The sequence below is a fragment of the Blautia sp. BIOML-A1 genome (assembly GCF_009883055.1).
Lineage (GTDB): Bacteria > Bacillota > Clostridia > Lachnospirales > Lachnospiraceae > Blautia_A.
In genome coordinates this window covers 1-3,659 of the sequence record NZ_WWVR01000069.1, presented here as the reverse complement: position 1 = coordinate 3,659, position 3,659 = coordinate 1, and the positions used below count along the sequence as shown (strand labels likewise).

Genomic DNA, 3,659 nt, shown 5'->3' with positions numbered 1-3,659 from the left:
CCATAAAATAAACCTCCAAACTGAGTAATTCTATCTTACATCAGTTTGAAGGTTTACACAAACTTTGGGATACTCCCTCTTCTTCATAAGTTATGCAGTTTTCTGTACAGCCAGAGCCTTGATTTCTTCTAAGGTCAGGTCTGTAAAAGTGGCAATATCTTCGTAAGTGAGTTTACCGGAAGCCAGCATACGCTTAGCGATTTCAATGCGTTCAGTTTTTCGCATATTTTCCATTTCTCTGCACATAGTCAAAACTCCTTCCTCATCTTCTTTGAAATAACGTACCCTGTCAGCAAGTATTTTATAATACATATCTTTCGGATCGGTACAGGAAAAATCGTGCATTAGTTTTCCGAGTTCTGTTTCGTCTTTGATTTGAGAATTCACATAAATAATATGAGCTTCATCACCGAATGGCTCACCGGTTTCCTGGATGATGCGGTCAACATGATAAATTGGAAGTCCTGATTTTAATATATCGTTTTCTGTAATAAAAATCACATAGGTTTCAGAGAGGGCATCATATTTATCACCAGCTTCAGTTATATTGGCATCTATAAGGCTGCTATTGTATCTTGCACGTTTTGCATCAGCACCACGATCACTTCTTTGAATTTCTATATTATAAATGCGGTTATTGGAATCAACAGCTAATATATCCAAGCGAATAGAACGTCCCTGTAAATTTTTTATATCGTATTGTCCCTGCACAGATTGTACTTTAAGGTCATGTCTTTGCAAAATAATTTGAAGTAGAAATTCTGCACATGCCTTATCTTCAAAAACTTTACTCATAAAATCATCATCTAAAAGACGGAACCCCCTAAGGCGTTGTAGATCTTCTTTATGTCTTTGCTCAAAATCTAGTGTTTCTTCTGTATTATTCATTGTAAAAACACCACCTGCTTTCCTTTAGAATGGGATATAGTAAACATGGATTCCTGTATCATTATTTTAACATGGCAAATAGTAATCCTCAATACCTGAATTTTGAAATGACAAATTCCGATAAAAAATAACAGTCTATAAATCTTTTCCTTTTTCAATCTGTTGTTTCTGCTCACGATTCTTCCCAAGAATCATATCAATATTCGCAGACACAGTGCGAAGTTCCCGTTCATAATCCCGATGATTAGAAAAATCTTCACGCTGTCTATCCCTCAATTCAACAAGCCGGTCTTTTTCAGCATAGAGAGATTTCATGGAAGGCAATTTATGCCCGCTGGATTTTTCTTTGAGTGTTCGGAAGGCTGTGTTATATAGGGAAAGTTCTGTCCGGTGTTCTTCATAAAATTTGTCCATATTGCGGCTCCTACGATAATCGGCGTACACATTTTTATATGCCAGATATTGTCCGGTAAAATGAATCTGCTCATTCACATCTTTAAGTTGCTGTTCAGTATGCCTGTCATTGTATTGACCAAGGTGGATTTATGTGATGATGTGGATACAAAGCTGTTAGAAATAGAAAATATAGCAATCGGGGTACCGATTATTGAAACATCCATAGTAGACGAGGCTGGTTTAAGTCAGATTTATCAATATCTCAAGGAATACCATACGGTTGCATTCGTAGGCTCATCGGGTGTAGGAAAGTCCTCACTTATCAATCATGTACTTGGAACAGATCAACTGGAGACAGGTGGTCTTCGAAATGATGATAAAGGCAGGCATACCACAACACATAGAGAGCTTTTTATGATTTCGGGAAAAGGAATGGTGATTGATACTCCGGGAATGAGGGAACTTGGAATGTGGAGTGCTCAGGATGGGATTGATCATACATTTTCTGATATTGAAGAACTGGTTGGAAAATGTAGATTCAGTGATTGTTCTCATGGAAATGAGTCCGGCTGTGCAGTAAGACAAGCGGTAAAAGATGGATTGATAACAGAAGAACGATATAGAGCGTACATGAGATTAAAAGCAGAGAATGCATACAATGAAAATGCAGTTGATTATCTTGTTGCTAAGAAAAGGAAATTCAAACAGATTGCCAAATTAAATAAGCATAATTATAAACAATAAATGAAGAGCCAGACGCAAAAGACGCAGAGCCGCTAATTCTAAAGAGTTTGATTTAGAATTGTGGCTTTTTTATATTGAAAAACCAAAAAAGTATTATGAGTAAAAAAGAAATGGAGAAAATGAAAATGAAAGAAAACATTATCATTCGATTGGAAAGAGAAAATGAATACCATGAGGTAGAAAATCTGGTAAGGGAGAGTTTCTGGAATGTGTATCGACCAGGCTGTCTGGAACATTATGTACTCCATCAGCTTCACAATGATCCGGCATTTGTTTCAGAGTTGGATTTTGTTATGACATTAGATGGACATCTGATTGGACAGAATATGTTTATGAAGGCTGTGATTGCAGCCGATGATGGCAGAAGTATTCCGATTATGACCATGGGACCGATCTGTATTGCACCGGAGCTTAAAAGGAAGGGGTATGGAAAGATTTTACTGGATTATTCTCTGGAAAAAGCAAAAGAGCTTGGATGCGGAGCAGTATGCTTTGAAGGAAATATTGATTTTTATGGAAAAAGCGGATTTAAACAGGCAAGCGAGTTTGACATCCGCTATCATGGATTGCCGGAAGGCGAGGATGCATCTTTCTTTCTGTGCAAAGAACTGATACCGGGATATCTTAATGGAATTACAGGAGAGTATGCACCTACGGCAGGGTATCTGGTAAATGAAAAGGAAGCAGAGGCATTTGATAGAGAGTTCCCGTATATGGAGAAGAAAAAACTTCTGGGACAGATTTTTGAATGATGAAAAGCAGGAGGTAAATTTAGATGAAAGCAATGGAAAAAGACTGGTATCAGAAAAATTGGACGCTGGATATTCAGAATATGTCATGGGTAGAAGATACAGGCAGACAAGTAGATTTTCTAATCAAGCAGTTACAGTTAAAAGGAACGGAAAAAATACTTGATCTTGCATGTGGATTTGGTCGGCACTCACTGGAGTTTGCCAGACGTGGGTATGATGTTACCGGTATTGATATTACACCGGCGTACATAGATTATGCAAACGAGCAGGCAAAAAAAGAAAATTTGAATGCAAAGTTCATTTGTCAGGACATTCGCACGATCACATTTGATAAGGAATTTGATGTTGTGCTGAATATGGCGGATGGAGCAATAGGATATCTTGAAGACGATGGGGAAAATCATAAGATTTTTTCTGTCATTGCGAAAGCATTAAAAAATGGTGGAAAGCACTTTATGGATATCATGAATGGAAGCTATGCCCAAACACATTTCCCTTGCAAGTTATGGGATGCAGGAGAAAAGGGACTTACATTATCTGCTTTTGAATGGGAGAAGGATAGAAAAACGCTGATATATGGGCAGGTAGACTATATGTATGGAGAAGCACTTTATAAGCCTGAAATGAAAGAAGGAAATCCTATAAGGTTATATAGTTTGGATGAAATCACGGAGATATTCGGTAAATTAGGACTTCGTATTTGTAACAGCTTTGCTGACTTCAGTGGAAAGCCGAGTTCTGATAATGATATTCAATTGATGGTTTATTCCATACGAGAATAAAAATAGAGTAGACGAATTATTTAGGATAATAAGCGGGAATCCTCGGCAATTCAATTACCGAGATGAAAGCGCAGGATTGTGCATATCTGCACATTGA

The 3,659-nt window shown here is 37.6% G+C and carries 5 protein-coding genes; 3 read left to right on the top strand and 2 right to left on the bottom strand.

The window, feature by feature from the left end; translation table 11 throughout:
• Positions 1-90 precede the first annotated feature (90 nt).
• Entirely contained in the window at positions 91-888 is a 798-nt protein-coding gene (locus GT674_RS16475; RefSeq protein WP_161286650.1) for an Rpn family recombination-promoting nuclease/putative transposase, read from the bottom strand.
• Positions 889-1,023: 135 nt separating this feature from the next.
• Positions 1,024-1,380 (bottom strand): hypothetical protein, encoded by a 357-nt coding sequence (locus GT674_RS16470; protein WP_243149186.1) that lies wholly within the window; start codon positions 1,378-1,380, stop codon positions 1,024-1,026.
• A 63-nt stretch (positions 1,381-1,443) separates the two neighbouring features.
• Between GT674_RS16470 and rsgA the strand changes: the two genes are divergently transcribed.
• The 3 genes from rsgA (at position 1,444) to GT674_RS16455 (ending at position 3,562) form a co-directional block, all read left to right on the top strand.
• On the top strand, positions 1,444-2,028 hold the full coding sequence (gene rsgA / locus GT674_RS16465; protein ID WP_373214443.1) for a ribosome small subunit-dependent GTPase A: 585 nt from the start codon (positions 1,444-1,446) through the stop codon (positions 2,026-2,028).
• A 125-nt stretch (positions 2,029-2,153) separates the two neighbouring features.
• Positions 2,154-2,780, top strand: coding sequence for a GNAT family N-acetyltransferase (locus tag GT674_RS16460; protein WP_161286648.1), 627 nt, complete (start codon positions 2,154-2,156; stop codon positions 2,778-2,780).
• Positions 2,781-2,803: 23 nt separating this feature from the next.
• Positions 2,804-3,562: a class I SAM-dependent methyltransferase gene (locus GT674_RS16455; RefSeq protein WP_243149185.1), complete on the top strand. Its 759-nt coding sequence runs from the start codon at positions 2,804-2,806 to the stop codon at positions 3,560-3,562.
• The last annotated feature ends 97 nt before the right edge of the window (positions 3,563-3,659 follow it).

What these genes read in the sequence shown, in the direction of transcription:
- GT674_RS16475 (WP_161286650.1), bottom strand. Translation starts at nt 888, where the DNA reads ATGAATAATACAGAAGAAACACTAGATTTTGAGCAAAGACATAAAGAA.
- GT674_RS16460 (WP_161286648.1), top strand. Translation starts at nt 2,154, where the DNA reads ATGAAAGAAAACATTATCATTCGATTGGAAAGAGAAAATGAATACCAT.
- GT674_RS16455 (WP_243149185.1), top strand. Translation starts at nt 2,804, where the DNA reads ATGAAAGCAATGGAAAAAGACTGGTATCAGAAAAATTGGACGCTGGAT.